This window comes from Psychromonas sp. MME1 (assembly GCF_041080865.1).
Classification (GTDB): domain Bacteria; phylum Pseudomonadota; class Gammaproteobacteria; order Enterobacterales; family Psychromonadaceae; genus Psychromonas.
Genome location: NZ_CP160906.1, coordinates 1,228,950 through 1,243,620, shown reverse-complemented (window position 1 = coordinate 1,243,620; position 14,671 = coordinate 1,228,950). Strand labels below are relative to the sequence as shown.

At 36.6% G+C, this 14,671-nt stretch carries 12 protein-coding genes and 4 tRNA genes; 13 read left to right on the top strand and 3 right to left on the bottom strand.

Translation table 11 applies throughout. From position 1 onward, the window contains the following. Together AB2N10_RS05815 and AB2N10_RS05810 are read right to left on the bottom strand one after the other, a co-directional pair. Positions 1-2,385 carry an EAL domain-containing protein gene (locus AB2N10_RS05815; protein ID WP_354625250.1) on the bottom strand — a complete coding sequence of 795 codons (2,385 nt, stop codon included), beginning with the start codon at positions 2,383-2,385 and terminating at the stop codon, positions 1-3. 7 nt (positions 2,386-2,392) lie between these two features. Then, positions 2,393-3,424 (bottom strand): spermidine/putrescine ABC transporter substrate-binding protein, encoded by a 1,032-nt coding sequence (locus AB2N10_RS05810; RefSeq protein WP_354625251.1) that lies wholly within the window; start codon positions 3,422-3,424, stop codon positions 2,393-2,395. Between the two features lie 559 nt (positions 3,425-3,983). On the opposite strand from AB2N10_RS05810, the gene AB2N10_RS05805 reads away from it, so the two are divergent. Further along, positions 3,984-4,460 (top strand): response regulator, encoded by a 477-nt coding sequence (locus tag AB2N10_RS05805; RefSeq protein WP_354625252.1) that lies wholly within the window; start codon positions 3,984-3,986, stop codon positions 4,458-4,460. Between the two features lie 140 nt (positions 4,461-4,600). Beyond that, entirely contained in the window at positions 4,601-6,016 is a 1,416-nt protein-coding gene (locus AB2N10_RS05800; protein ID WP_354625253.1) for an SLC13 family permease, read from the top strand. Between the two features lie 106 nt (positions 6,017-6,122). Here AB2N10_RS05800 and cysZ read toward each other — a convergent pair whose 3' ends face one another. Next, entirely contained in the window at positions 6,123-6,887 is a 765-nt protein-coding gene (gene cysZ / locus AB2N10_RS05795) for a sulfate transporter CysZ (RefSeq protein ID WP_354625254.1), read from the bottom strand. Positions 6,888-7,321: 434 nt separating this feature from the next. Between cysZ and zipA the strand changes: the two genes are divergently transcribed. The 11 genes from zipA (at position 7,322) to dptG (ending at position 14,634) form a co-directional block, all read left to right on the top strand. Further along, positions 7,322-8,161, top strand: a complete 840-nt coding sequence (zipA, locus tag AB2N10_RS05790; RefSeq protein WP_354625255.1) for a cell division protein ZipA — start codon at positions 7,322-7,324, stop codon at positions 8,159-8,161. A gap of 296 nt (positions 8,162-8,457) precedes the next feature. Beyond that, entirely contained in the window at positions 8,458-10,467 is a 2,010-nt protein-coding gene (ligA, locus tag AB2N10_RS05785) for an NAD-dependent DNA ligase LigA (RefSeq protein WP_369434478.1), read from the top strand. A gap of 61 nt (positions 10,468-10,528) precedes the next feature. Continuing rightward, positions 10,529-10,789, top strand: coding sequence for a DUF5062 family protein (locus AB2N10_RS05780; RefSeq protein WP_354625256.1), 261 nt, complete (start codon positions 10,529-10,531; stop codon positions 10,787-10,789). Between the two features lie 205 nt (positions 10,790-10,994). Further along, a tRNA-Met gene (locus AB2N10_RS05775) sits at positions 10,995-11,071 on the top strand. 45 nt (positions 11,072-11,116) lie between these two features. After that, positions 11,117-11,193: transfer RNA gene (locus tag AB2N10_RS05770), tRNA-Met, on the top strand. A gap of 45 nt (positions 11,194-11,238) precedes the next feature. After that, positions 11,239-11,315 (top strand) — tRNA-Met (locus AB2N10_RS05765). 45 nt (positions 11,316-11,360) lie between these two features. Then, positions 11,361-11,437, top strand: a tRNA-Met gene (locus AB2N10_RS05760). 642 nt (positions 11,438-12,079) lie between these two features. Next, on the top strand, positions 12,080-12,310 hold the full coding sequence (locus AB2N10_RS05755; protein WP_369434477.1) for a hypothetical protein: 231 nt from the start codon (positions 12,080-12,082) through the stop codon (positions 12,308-12,310). A gap of 29 nt (positions 12,311-12,339) precedes the next feature. Beyond that, entirely contained in the window at positions 12,340-13,677 is a 1,338-nt protein-coding gene (gene dptF / locus AB2N10_RS05750) for a DNA phosphorothioation-dependent restriction protein DptF (RefSeq protein ID WP_369434476.1), read from the top strand. Beyond that, complete coding sequence (locus tag AB2N10_RS05745; RefSeq protein ID WP_369434475.1) at positions 13,674-14,129, top strand: hypothetical protein; 456 nt, start codon at positions 13,674-13,676, stop codon at positions 14,127-14,129. The genes dptF and AB2N10_RS05745 overlap by 4 nt, the downstream gene beginning before the upstream one ends. Next, positions 14,095-14,634, top strand: coding sequence for a DNA phosphorothioation-dependent restriction protein DptG (gene dptG / locus AB2N10_RS05740; RefSeq protein WP_369434474.1), 540 nt, complete (start codon positions 14,095-14,097; stop codon positions 14,632-14,634). Before AB2N10_RS05745 ends, dptG begins: the two co-directional genes overlap by 35 nt. Positions 14,635-14,671 lie beyond the last annotated feature (37 nt).

Below are 14,671 nucleotides of genomic sequence, written 5' to 3'. Positions count from 1 at the left end.
TTAAACATCTTGTAATTTATGGTGCTTTGCAAGCATTGCATCCCAGCTCATCGGTTTAGTGAAATAGTACCCCTGCGCACTATCACAGCCTAATTTTTGTACGTAATTAAAGTCAGCTTCGGTTTCAATACCCTCAACAATGACATCTAATTCATAGGCCTTTGCAAGCTCAAAGATGATATTGAGAGTCGGTTTTTTACCGTCGCGATTATCATGATTTAAGGCTTGCACAAATGACCGGTCTATTTTCAAAGTATCTAGAGGGTAATTTACTAGCTGGCTAAATGAAGTGTAGCCTGTACCGAAATCATCCAATGCGATGCGTATACCGAGCGATTTTAGCTGTGTTAAACTTGCAATCGCCTTTTTGTCATTGGGTAATAGACACGTTTCCGTGAGTTCTATTTCCAATTGTTTTACATTCACATCGTAAGTTTTAATCAACTTTTTTAAGTAATTATAAAAATAATCATCACGCAATGATTTTGATGAAACATTAATAGAAAAAAAGCCTTTAAAAGCATAATCGCGAATAATCTCACTGAGCATTTTTAATGCTTGTTCTACCACCCATAAATCAATTTTTAATATCAGATCCGATTTCTCCGCAATCGTAATGAAGGTATCCGGACCTATTTTTAATTTTTCTAGCATGGGACAACGGATCAGTAGCTCATAGCCTTCGAGTTTTAAACTACCTGTACTAAATGCGGGCATAAATAATAATAAAAAGTTTTTTTCAATTAGACTTTCAACGAGTGAGGCTTCAATGTTTTTCTCAAACTGTATCCTCTCTTGTATCGCTTGAGAATACAGTGTGAATTTATTTTTACCCTCCTTTTTCGCAATATACATGGCTACATCTGCTTGGTTTAAAAGCACTTTGGGTGATTGATTATGTGTTGAGCTATAAGAAATACCAATACTCGCATGCACATCAAAGTTGTCTTCACCTATCGTAAATCCATCGATAAAAAGACCACAAATACGTTTACCTATTGATTTGATCACAGCGATAGAGGGAAGTTCTGTTATCACAACAACAAATTCATCCCCGCCGAATCGTGCAATAATGGTCTTACTTACGCTGTGGTCACGAGTGGCAATTCTGAGCGTTTTCGATAACCGTAAACTGAATACATTGAGTAATTTATCGCCGACTTCATGGCCAAAATTATCATTTACATACTTAAAATTATCTAAGTCGATATAAAAAAGTGCAGTAAGGCAGTCTTGATTTGGTTGATTGGCCAATAATGTGTTCAACTCTTTGTTAAAAGAGCTTCTATTTAGAAGGCCTGTTAGTGAATCATAGTTCGCTAGGGTATTAATTTTATGCATTAACGATATGTAACTTGCATTAAGATCGGCAACTTCATCCTTACTGTGCAGAGGCTTAAGATCTATCTCGTGCACGTTCTCTATCCCTTTTATTGCCTCTGCTAGGGAAGTAATTGGTTTGATTATCTGTTTATTGATAAGCAGCATTAACAACAGGTAGATAATAATCAGAATGAAGATATTGACTATAACGATGGTTAATATGAGTACGTTTAACGTTTGCGAAAAATAATTTTTATCTAAGGTTAAGGTGAAATTGAATAGGGGGGTAGCGAATGATCCTTGGTATGAACCTTTATTATGCTGTGTAAAGTTTTTTGTTGAAAATGACAATGTATCGATAATTGCTTTTTCAGTTGTTAGCTTATAGCTAAAAAATCCTTGGTAATCATTTTCAATTGTATTAAGTTCATCGGTAAGATAATCAGTATTGAGTACAGTTTGCATCAGATAGAGAGAGTCATCAACATTATAGCGCGTGGTGCTAATAAGTTGATAGGGCGAGAAAATTTGTACCATATAAAATTTAATGTCAGCGTCATTATGAGACATTTCAGTAAAATAATAATATTGCGAAAGTTGCTTATCGGATCTCGCACTATATAGAATTTGCTTTGTCTGTGTTTTTAATACGGGCTCAGCAAACGGGTCCTCAGTATTGATGTGTACAACAAGTTCATTATTTTTTTTATAAATTGAAAAGTCATTGATGATGTTAAGGCTATGAGTCGATGATAAGTCGTTATTGAGAAACAGTTCTAGAAATTGTGCGATATAAGTATGCGGTATTTCTTGTTTGTTTTCGACGCTGTTTAAAATAAGTGTTGCTTCTTTGCTTTCGATTTTTTGTCTTAAGTAATCCTTTGTATATTTAAATTTGTATTCCGAACGCAATAGTAACTGATCAATATGTGCGTTTAATGAAGCGATTTCATTATCGATAATATACTGTTTATTAGCGATATAAAATATTGTCGATAGAAAAATAGAAAGCAAGGTTAGCACTGGTAAGATAATATACTTAATTTTTTTATTTAATTTCATGCGCACCTTACTCCTTGGTATGTAACATCGAAATCATTTTGTTACGTAATATATATGCAGGGTTAGATGTTGATTTATATTGATATGTTTTACTCATTTGATTAGGATTTTGGATCAGTTCTTTATCATTTTTATACTCATCACTGAGCAGTGGCAGGGCTCCTTCATTCGTGGTTGCAAACCACATTTCTTGGGCATTTTTTGCGGCGATTTCTGGGCTGTTGATATACGAGATAAATGCCAAAGTTGCATCTTTGACTGCCATTAGCTTGGGTAATGAAAAACAGTCGACAAATAGTACTGTTCCTTCTTTTGGAATGACAAATTCCCAGTCATCATAGCCACTCAATTTTTTAATATTAAAAAGGTCACCAGAGTAGGCAAATGAAAGAGAAAGCTTCGCTGTAGAAGTCGCATTAGTTAGATAACTAATGGGGTAGGCATACTGTTCGATTTTATCGGATTGTTTAGTTAGTAAATCATAAGCTTTTTTTAAATCAGCTTTATCCTCGGTAAAGGGATCTAACCCTAATGCAATGAGGGCTATGGCGGTTGTATCAATGTCATCTTTATGCATGATTGTACCACCAACATGCTCGGGAGCTGGGTTTAATAAATCATTCCAAGAGTCAATTTGTTTAAGCGAGACCGACTTACGATGGACTATCCCCATTACGCCCTGTGCGTAGGGGATACCATACTGACCACAGGAGTTACGTGACTGAATACTGTTGTATTGTTGATTAGCAATATTTAAGTTGGATAGTGATCTGAGCTTATTTAATTTACCGTATTCTTGTGCTCGTAAATGATCCATTAATATAAGATCAAACTTATCGCCCTGACCACTCATTAATATCGCATTCCGCTCAATCTCATTATCGAAAAAATACTGTGTAACGGTATGCCCCGTTTTTTTGGTAAATTGATTAACAACATTTTCAGATAAAAAAGCGTCCCACGTGTAAATTTTTATCTCTTGTGCTAATACAGGAAAGCCTAAAAATAGTGTTAGCAGAGTGACTAAGCAATGTTTCATTTGTTGTCCTTCCTTGTGAAGGTTTATATAAATTATAGAATTAAGATATTGATAGAGAGTAAGTTAATGATATAGATGTATGTTCAACTATAGATAATTTTCTCTTATTTAACACTCTCATAGAACTGTTTATTTACTTTGTTAGCGTATCGATTAATAAGGTTGTATTTTGTGCATGTTTTCGTGAACTATTAACGGTTAGTAATCGCTTTCTTGATTATTGGAGTATATTTAGTCGAATCTTTTATCCTTTTGATCTAAATGTTTTTTATCTATTGCTCTGTGTTGGTTTTTGTATTTTATGCAAGCGCTTACTTGTTGTTTTTGTTGCCAATAAGACCACCTATGTAATGAACTCATAGAAATGGCCATAAATAACGATTGTCATTTTGAGTTTATATTTGCTTGCCTTTGTGTTGATGTTTATTCTGATTTTAGCCCTATGCATACACTTTTTTGTCGTGCTGATCACTTAGATAGGTAATTATTTAAATGCTTAAATAGCCCATATTGTCTAAAATAATTTTAAGAATTTTGTAAATGATTTCAGAAGGTGGATATGGATAAAATTAACATAATATGTGTCGATGATGAGCGCGAAGTATTAGATGCCGTTAGACGAGACCTTGAGGTTTTCGAATCTCTTTTTAATATTGAAGAGTGTGAGTCTGCCTATGAATGTCTGGAACTGTTAGAAGAATTTGATGCTCAACAGGAATATGTAGGGGTAATTATCTCAGATCAGGTTATGCCTGAGATGTCTGGAGTCGAGCTGTTAACCAAAGTCGCTGCTGATAGGCGCTTTTTGGGGACGAAAAAGTTACTGTTGACAGGTTTAGCAACACAGGATGATACAATAAAAGCGATCAATAATGCCAAAATTGATAATTTTTTAGAGAAAGTTTGGCAACCGGAAGAGTTAATCCAAACAATTAAGGAGTTGTTAACCGAGTATATAATTGAAAAAGGGATTGATTATGAACCTTATAGTGATAATTTAGATGCGCCTACCTTATATCGTTTAATAAATAATTAGATTTGTTTTCAATTATTTCGTGATCTATCAACTCTTTCTGAATATTTATCAGAAGTAATGTTAAAGCATATGATCTACAACACTAAAATAATTATTTGATATTGGAAAATAAACTCCTATCTAGGTATAGGAGCTTATCCATGATACAACAAAATTTAAAGTATATTTTACCTATCATACTACCCCTCATAATATTACTTTTACCCTCTGATAGCTTTGCTATAGAGGGATTTACACTCGTAGAACAACGTGTGCTTGCCATTTTTGTTATGGCTGCACTTTGTTGGATTTTAGAGCCTATTCCTATTTACGCGACATCTGTTTTGATCATTGTATTAGAATTACTACTCGTCTCTGATCATGGTTTATGGTTTGCCACTTCAGGCGACCCAGCTGTATTGGGAAAACTTATTAGTCAAAATACAATAATGGCCACCTTTGCTTCACCCATTATTATGTTATTTTTGGGGGGATTCTTTTTGGCAATGGCAGCGACCAAATATCGATTAGATATTAACCTTGCCCGCGTTTTATTACGTCCATTCGGTGAACGACCTAAATATGTGATGTTTGGCATAATGATGATCACTGCTATTTTTTCGATGTTTATGAGCAATACTGCGACTACTGCAATGATGCTATCTATCCTGACTCCCGTCTTAGCTTTGTTTGAAAGAAAGGATTTAGCACGAGTTGCCTTCGCTTTATCTGTTCCTGTTGCTGCAAATATAGGGGGAATTGGCACCCCAATTGGTACGCCACCCAATGCGGTTGCACTCAAGTATTTAGTCGGAGATAACAGTATTAGTTTCGCTAAGTGGATGTCCTTTGGCGTACCATTTGTAGTCGTTATGTTAATCATTGCTTGGTTTGTATTAATTGTTCTTTTCCCAGCTTCACGGCAAACCATAAAATTGGATATTTCGGGACGATTTCTAAAAACACCTAAGGCGATTTTGGTCTATGTTACTTTTGCAAGTACCATATTATTATGGTTGCTCGGTAGCTTACATGGTATGAGCTCCTATGTCGTTGCAATGCTACCTGTTGCTATTTTCTCGATGTTTAAGATTATTACCAAGGAGGATCTAAAAAATATTTCTTGGGATGTATTATGGCTTGTTTCTGGTGGTATTGCATTGGGTGTTGCTATTGATAAAACGGGCTTGGCTGCGAATGCAATTGCGGTGATACCGTTTGTGAAATTTCATCCGTTAGCACTTATTGTTGGAGCTGCTGGCACCTGTTTACTGATGGCTAATTTTATGTCGCATACTGCCGCTGCCAACTTATTACTACCCTTGGTAGCTGCGTTAGGCGCTTCAATGCATTCATTATTACCTTTTGGTGGTGAAGTGGCGCTGATTATTGCAGTGACATTTGCAGCATCATTAGGGATGTCATTACCTATTAGTACCCCTCCCAATGCTTTGGCGTATGCCTCTGGTCAAATCGATAATAAGCAAATGCTTAAAGTGGGGGTAACTATTGGTGGCATTGGGTTATTAGTTACGTTCGCCATGTTATTCATCATGAAATGGTTTGCTTTTTTATAGCAGTGATAGCAGGTTATTACGATGGAATGCCACTTTATTGGCGTGGCATTCCATCGTTAGACTTAGGCTTAATGAGGAATAAGCGAAGTTACATAAGGGGGGGAAGTTATTTATCTATATTAGTCAGCTCTTTTTTATAGACATCGACCCAAAATGCAGTAGCACCACAAACAGCAATAGGCATAATAATAAAATTAAGTATCGGAATCGTTGTAAAAAAACTAATCAACATACCAAAAGTTAAATTCTTCGCAAGTCGTTTTCGTAATGTTAATTTCATTGTTTTAAATGGAATTTTATGATTATCGAAGGGAAAGTCAGCATATTGAATAGCCATCATCCAACCCATAAATAAAAACCAAACAAAGGGAGCAACCAGCTGTCCTGCAACGGGAATAAAGAATAACAACGCGCACAATAGCATTCGCGGTAGGAAGTAGGCGAGTTTCTGTAGTTCACGTTTAAATATTCTTGGTAAATCTTTAATAACATCTACTAAACCATCATCGTTTACCGTTGAATTGGTCAATAGCATTTCAGTTTTTTCAGCCAGTAAGCCATTAAAAGGGGCTGCAATTAAATTTGCAATGGTGGCAAAAATAAATGAGAAGGCGAACAAAATTGAAAAAATTAAAAATGGCCAAAATAGATAGGATAACCAACTTAAAAAATCAGGGAGTCCGGATATGTAACTATCAACCCATTGTGTAATACTGCTAAATAAAAACCAAAAGGCACTAGCAAAAATAAAGATATTAATGGTTAATGGCAACAAGACAAACAAACGTAATTTGCGATGACTTAGTAATTTAGCGCCTTTTAACAAGTACTCTATACCGGAGAGTGGCTGCGTAATTATTTGTTTATTCAATATAATATCCCTTTTGCAATTGAGTTATGGAGCTCTGTTATAATAAATTTATCGTATAAAAAGCGATCTTTGCGTAAATAGCTAACATTTTAAAGAAAATAAACTTGTAAATATAGACGCTTTGATCGTTTCAAGGTACTTTATATACCCATGTTACTTCCAGAACCTTTGTCAGGCGCGAGCTCTGATAGCAAAGTAAGATGTAACATGAAGTAATTGTTATTCACTTTTTGAGTGTGACAACGCAGGGCGGTTTGTTGAGCTAGCGCCCAGTCGGGCAAGGAAAATAGCACCCATCTGCTTTGCTCTATAATCGCTATGTTGAATAACGATACTGCTATTTTATGCCTAACATATCGGCACTTTTGTCCTAGCTGACTTTGCTGGTTGAAGTAGCATGGATATAAATTACACCATAATAAAGAGAAACAACAATGCAATATTTTCAACCTATATTAATAGTCATTGGCGTGCTTGCAATAGCAGCAGTACTCATTCATGGCTATCTTCTTAATCGTAAAGATAAAGCTTTACTGCAACAGGGACGTGAGGATGCAGCGCAGTTATCAAAAAATAATCGGGAGACCATTAATGAAGAGGGTGACGTGATGGTGTCACTTGATTTAGATAATGATCCCGATATAGACGAGAAAGAAATTAAAGTTAATATAGGTGATGACGACTTCAGCACGGATGATTTTATTATTAATGATTTAGACGCTGATAAAGACCATTATTCGCTGCAAGTGGATAGCGAAGAGCCAACGGATGTGAAGCTTGAAGAGCAACAGCCAGTATTTAATGAAGATGATACCTTACCAATCCCCTCTCTACAGCCGGGGGCGGTTCATGCCGATGAGGCGATACAAGATATTTTTATTTTCAATGTTGTGCCTAAAGAAGATGCCTATTTACGGGGCCACACGCTATTACAGTTTTTCTTAACCTCTGGTTTCCGTTTTGGTAAAATGAACATATTTCATCGTCACCTACAATCTGATGGCAAAGGACCTATCTTATTTAGTATTGCTAATATGGTTGCCCCTGGTGTTTTTGATCCGGTCAAAATGAAGCAATTACATTCAGAGGGAGTCTCTTTCTTTTTAACTGCTCCCAACGATGAAATCAATATTAAAGAAGCATTCGACATGATGTTAGTCGCTGTACAGCAAATGACCGATGAGTTTGATTGTATCGTGTTAAATGCGGATAGAGAATTAATGACGGAACAGCAATTTCGAGATTACCATAAACGATTAATGCGTTATATGTAACAAACGTTAAGCCCTGATAACCTCGTTTAACGAGGTTTTTTTATGAAAAAATAGAGATCCCCGTTATTATTTTAACGACTTATACCAATCGGATTAAGCATGTGATCTAAATTTTGCGCAGGAAAAATGGCTTAATTTGAGGCGTAAGTTGACGCAAATGGTTGTTCCTTTTGCGAAACTTACAACATAAAAGTAAGTTATTTTAACCAGTAAAATAGATCAGCTATTTATTCCCATTGGTATCATTCGGCATTGCATCTAGCGCATGAAAATAGTAACAGGTAGTCGTAACTGGTATGAGCATGACTATAAAAACAGAAATCACAACATTAAGCACATTATTAGAAGATTATAACTATCAATATTATGTACTTGATAACCCTACGGTTCCAGACAGTGAATATGACCGTGTATTTCAACAGCTGCAAAAACTCGAGAATGAACACCCACAATACATATCAAGTAATTCCCCAACACAAAAGGTCGGTGGTGTTGCACTTAGCAAGTTTGACCAAGTAACACATCAACAGCCCATGCTGAGTTTAGATAATACTTTTACTGAACAGGGACTCTCGGATTTTATTGATCGTGCAATAGAAAAGTCAGCGACAAATGATATTGCCTTTTGTATTGAGCCTAAACTCGATGGTCTCGCGGTGAGTATTATTTATGAAGATGGCATATTTATACAAGCGGCAACACGCGGCGATGGTCAAACCGGCGAAAATGTAACGGAAAATGTGCGTACGATTGCTAATATACCACTGAAATTGCGTGGTAATAATATTCCTGCTTATTTAGAGGTTCGCGGTGAGGTATTTATGCCTAAGGCCGGTTTTGAAAAACTCAATGCACGTTTGCAAGCGGCACAAGAAAAAAGCTTCGTCAATCCGCGTAATGCTGCCGCAGGTAGTTTACGTCAGCTAGATTCTAAAATAGCTGCAAGTCGTCCATTATCCTTTTATTGTTATTCGGTTGGGGTGTTTTCTGGCGATTTAGCCAATAGCCAATATCAACGGATGCAACAGCTAAAGGAGTGGGGCTTGCCCGTTTCCAGTGAAGTGCAACGTGTCATCGGTGTTTCTGCATGTCAAAAATATTATGATGACATTTTGCAAAAGCGCACTCAACTTCCCTATGAAATTGATGGTGTTGTCTACAAGGTTGATGATATCGCAATACAGGACAAATTAGGTTTTGTGGCAAGAGCGCCACGTTGGGCAACGGCTTATAAATTTCCCGCGGAAGAGGCGTTAACCGTTATTGAAAATGTAGAGTTTCAAGTTGGCCGTACTGGTGCAATTACGCCTGTTGCTAAACTCGCCCCTGTATTTGTCGGTGGCGTCACTATCTCAAATGCGACGCTGCACAATAAAGATGAAATTGCCCGTTTAGATATACATATTGGTGATCATGTTGTTGTGCGGCGTGCGGGAGATGTTATTCCACAAGTTGCACGAGTTATACTTGAAAAACGCCAGGTTGAAAATTGTAAACCCATTAAATTTCCATCACATTGCCCTGTTTGTGAAAGCGCCTTAGAGCGTATTGAGGGAGAAGCAACCATCCGCTGCACTGGTGGTTTATATTGTGCTGCGCAACGCAAACAAGCTATTAAACATTTTGCATCGCGTAAAGCATTAAATGTTGATGGACTTGGCAGTAAAGTCGTCGATTTACTCGTTGATCACAACATGGTGAAAAATCCAGCTCAACTATTCTCCCTTAGCGAACAGCAAATAGCTTCATTACCGAGAATGGGCGATATTTCAGCTAAAAAATTAATCAACAGCCTACAAGTCAGTAAAAAAACAACCTTATCCAGATTCTTATACTCCTTAGGAATACGAGAAGTAGGGGAGGCAACAGCCAATAATTTAGCCAACCATTATAAAACGATCACAGCAATACAAGAGGCTAGTATTGAAGATTTACAGCGCGTTTCCGATGTCGGTGACATAGTCGCCAAACATATTTATTATTTTTTCCGACAAGAACATAATATTGAAGTGATCGAGCAGCTACTTACGCAGGGGATTCATTGGCCTGAGATTGCCACCGTTGAAGAAAGTGAACTTTCATTATTAGGGCAAACATTTGTCATTACCGGATCGTTTAATAAATTATCTCGCGCTGACATTAAAAGTGCACTACAAACATTAGGAGCAAAAGTGGCAGGAAGTGTTTCTAAAAAAACAACAACAGTGATTGCCGGAGAGGCTGCGGGTTCTAAATTAACCAAAGCAGAAGAGTTAGGCATTCATATTATGGATGAAGCAGCATTGCTTTCTTTACTTAACCAATAATATTGGCCATTAGCGTCATTATGCAGAGTGGCTAATTACTAAAATATTTCGCGAGGTAAGTATGAAAAAAATAAAAAATGAATCGCAACTACTACAGCATGCTATCAAATTAGGCAGCGCCTATGCACTGCAACGTAAATATGTTGGTTTTGACGCAACAACCTCTGCCAAAGATAAAAATGAGTGTATATACAGGTTGTTAGTGCAAGATAAGCTCATAACGCCCTTGGCAAAAGATCAAGAAGATGCTGCTAACATCCGACACAAATTAGTACTTTGGATTAGTAAACATCTTCCTGAAGATCATTCATTATTAAAATAAGCGATTGATTATAGCTTATTATGTATGAAGTAATGAGCAGATAAATCACACAGTTTGTTCTATTTTAAAACAATATAAGCTGATGCTGTTTGTTATTTAAGCTGATGGATTTATTATTAAAAATAGTACTTGCTAAGATAATGTGATCACTATATCATTTGCCGCACTTAGACAGGGGCACCCGTCACTAGCTAAGATTAACGGACGCGAGATGGAGCAGCTTGGTAGCTCGTCGGGCTCATAACCCGAAGGTCGTAGGTTCAAATCCTGCTCTCGCAACCAACACTTTTATACACAATAAAAGTGTATTGCAACAAAAATCACGGACGCGAGATGGAGCAGCTTGGTAGCTCGTCGGGCTCATAACCCGAAGGTCGTAGGTTCAAATCCTGCTCTCGCAACCAACACTTTTACACACAATAAAAGTGTGTTGCAATAAAAATTACGGACGCGAGATGGAGCAGCTTGGTAGCTCGTCGGGCTCATAACCCGAAGGTCGTAGGTTCAAATCCTGCTCTCGCAACCAACACTTTTACACACAATAAAAGTGTGTTGCAATAAAAATTACGGACGCGAGATGGAGCAGCTTGGTAGCTCGTCGGGCTCATAACCCGAAGGTCGTAGGTTCAAATCCTGCTCTCGCAACCAACTTAATTATGATTAAAAACACTTCCAAGAAAAACCTCAAAAAACGCCTCCAAGAAAAACTACCAATAGACATAGATATACTTTTGGCTTATTGCCATTTGTAGATTGGTAGATTGATAAATCGTCTGGCCCGCTCTTTATAAACAAGCGAAGGTCGTAGGTTCAAATCCTGCTCTCGCAACCAATTTTACCGTAAATGTTTTCACCCCCGCCAATATAGTCGGTCACAGCTCATTTTAAAATCACGAAGTCATTTATCTACTGTCGCCAGTAGGCCATGAAAAGCGCTATCTTATAGCTATCAAGAGAGCTTCTTCACGATTCCTTTAATGATGTGATCTATTTAGCGAGGATTGATTTAAGTAACTAGTTGCTCCCTTTACGAAACTTATAATATAAAAGTAAGTTATTTTAACCAGCAAAATAGATCAGCTATTTACTCCGATTGGTATAATTACAAAATCAATAACAAAGCTAGCATTCATTTTAACAGGGATTAATGAACAGATAATTATAGAATTGGTATTAATATTCCATTAATTTGAACTTACCGTTATCATGCCATTTATCAATCTGTTACCATCATAAAAATCATCTAAACATATAATCCCTAACAATAACGCCTTACAGGAACTAAATCATTTGATTAATTTTCGAACTGCCCTTAGTGTGATGTCTAAATCATCACCATACGCTGTCTCAACAGAACGAGAGGCTGCGTTATCAACTGACTTGGATGAAGTAAAAAAATACCTTTATATTAAAACGGATATTGAAACGGATTTTGTAAAGCAATTAACTGGCTTATCCTCAACCGATAAGAAGATAATTTTCTTATGTGGTAGTAGTGGCGATGGTAAATCAAGATTCTGACAAAATACAGCAAAGACTACGCTAGACGTGTGAAATTCCACTTAGATGCTACCCACAGCTTTCATCCTAAAGATTCAGCTATTGAAACACTAAATAAACTCTTTACTGATTTTGAAAATACCAACAAACCACTAGTGATCGGCATTAACACAGGTATGTTAGGTAATTATGCAGAAGAAGGGGCTATTTCAGAGATTACTGAGTCGATCAAAGCTTTTTTAGCTAATGATAAAGATGATATACCAGAAAATCATTGTTATTTAGACTTTGAAAACTACCCCAAATTTACTTTAGAGATTGATGGTCATACCTCCAAGTTTGCAAAAGACTTATTAAAGAAAATAACAGCCCAAGAAGCTAACTTAATTCGTCAATACTTTGATGTCGAGAGACAAAAACAAAACCCAGATAAAAAGCTTTGTGCGAACTATCAATTGCTAGCGCGTGAAGAAGTGCAAGACGTTATTATTGACCTTCTATTTAAAGCGCGTTTAATGAAAGACCAATTTTTAACAGCACGTGCCTTATTAGATTTCATTTTTCATTTGCTCGCTGGCCCTGATTACCTGTTTGATAACTTATTTAAAAAAGGGGACAACGAGCTAAGTCATATTATTTCGGACTTTGACCCAGCGATTAAACGTACTCAAAAAATCGATAAATTCATTTTGTCTCATTCTTTGCAACTACCTGATGCTGATTTTGATGATTACAAAATAGCATTAACTGATCTTGGTATACGAAGGGTGCCAAATGCAGACTCCTATTTGCGTTTGTTTTATATGCTAAGAAAATCTGACTACGGCAATGAATACCATAAACAGTTTGCTGGTGATTTTGATGAGCACCTGATAGACAATTATTCACAAGTTTGGCACTTGCATACTAGTTTCGATAACTCATCAGAGCAAAAGGATAAGTTGCGTCAGTTTTATCGTCGAACGGCAATCACTGCCATTCATAAATATAACAACCGTAATGCCCCTAAATTAGCCAAAGGGGAGTTCTTTATCTCGGAGCATAATGGTTATTTCTTAGCGTCATCACTTGAACTAAAGGTCGATGTAAAAGCGATAAATAACACCTACGAAAAAGACAGCTCTTTCTTTACTGCTAATTTCCGTGCTGGTGATAACACCTTAGCGTTGAAGGTAAATATAAACTTGCTGAATTTAATGCAGCGGATTGTTGCGGGATATCGTCCTAATAAACACGACAAAAACACCGTTGTGTTGCTTGATGAATTGGTTGATAAAATTGCAGAGATCGCAAACAGCTCTGATACCCTGTACATAGTTGGCAAAGGTAACAAACAATACAAAATAACCAATGTAGATAATGAAGATTTTGAGGTAAGTGGATTATGAGTTTAATGCTAAGAGCTGATTTACCTCAGACTAAAGAGCAGGTAAAAAATAATACCTTAACAACCTATTTCCCAATCAATACCAAAGATAGAAAAGACATTTTTAACTGGGACAGTGTACTAGGTTATGTAGTTAAAACATCATTTCGAAAAGAGCTACACCTTGAAAAGCTAAGCGATGAAGAAAAACAAGCAGTAAAAGATGACGAAACAAGTGAATCTAAAATTGCACTGGAAAAGTTTAAAACAAGCTGTGAAAAGAGCTTCAAAACTAAGTTAGATGAAAGTGAATTTTGGCCAGTTTTAGAAAAAATGTATTTTGAAAATGATCAACTTTATAAAATATCGCCAGAGTTTCTACTGTTCAAAACCATTAAAGAAAAAGGCAGTGCGAGAGATGCAAGTTTAGGTGGCATGTTTGCTAACCAACTGCAGAAACTTCTACTTCGATAAAAAACCAAATAACAAATTCAACTTCTTAGAGAATGAACTTTATTCTGAATTATTAAAATTAATGAAGCTAAGCAAAGAGGTAATAGAAGGTAAGCTTACTATTTCTGAAGCGAGCGAAGAGCCATACCTGCCATTTATGGCAAAACACCTACAGCAAGATCTGCGTTTCTTAGGCAAAAGGCCTAAATATTTGCTTTCAATTTTCAAAGAGTTTTTACGCTTATACGCACATCTCTACACGGCACAGTTAGCCTTAAATTTGAAAGGCTGGCAAAAAGGGGAACCGGAAGCACAATTAAGTTATTACATTTTAGACAGTGAGAAAGCCAGTGATGAGCGTTATTTAGTAAAAGACTATGGCTATAATCAGATGTATCAGGCGTTATGGAATATCTTTCCTTACCTATCAATGAATGAAAGTTTGCAATCGAAAAAAATTGATAATGCAGTGAATACCATTCAACCTTTATGGGTATTAGCAGAAAAACCTGCAGCAAACCCCTAGCTCAGCAATTCTACTCAAAAACTATGCGCAGGCATTT